This window comes from Bradyrhizobium sp. sGM-13, from assembly GCF_018398875.1.
Taxonomy (GTDB): Bacteria; Pseudomonadota; Alphaproteobacteria; order Rhizobiales; family Xanthobacteraceae; genus Bradyrhizobium.
In genome coordinates this window covers 1-398 of sequence record NZ_JAGWDK010000212.1, presented here as the reverse complement: position 1 = coordinate 398, position 398 = coordinate 1, and the positions used below count along the sequence as shown (strand labels likewise).

The window sequence follows — 398 nt, the reverse complement described above, 5'->3', positions numbered from 1 at the left end:
ATATGGGAGGCGCAGCTTTGGTTTCAGTAACGGCGTCCTTGCTTTGATCTGGTGGTACTTCTCCCAGGTCAAGCGTCGCCCGGCCCAACTGCGGCTGCGCAACATCCGACGCCAGTAACGCTCCACGGCGCGGTACACCTTCACGAGACACCGAAGATTCCCGGCGACACCGTAATAGGCATAGTGGCCGCATAGGAAGGCGTTGATTTCGCCGACCTGGTCACCGATCGTGTGATGTCGTATTCGCCGCATGAGCTCCTGCAGTGACAAAAGGCTGCGCCGCAGCCGAGATTTCTCGGTGCGCATCCCAACCTGAAGTTACCTTTCAGGTTTCGCGTGCAATACAGCGTCAGCCCCAGGAAGTAGATGGTTTCCGGGCGGTTTCTGCCGCGGTTGCC

1 protein-coding gene is annotated in these 398 nt (G+C 58.8%); it reads right to left on the bottom strand.

The window, feature by feature from the left end; genetic code table 11:
* Positions 1-140 precede the first annotated feature (140 nt).
* On the bottom strand, positions 141-398 hold a 258-nt coding region (locus tag KJQ96_RS41210; protein ID WP_249735102.1), incomplete at its 5' end, for a hypothetical protein.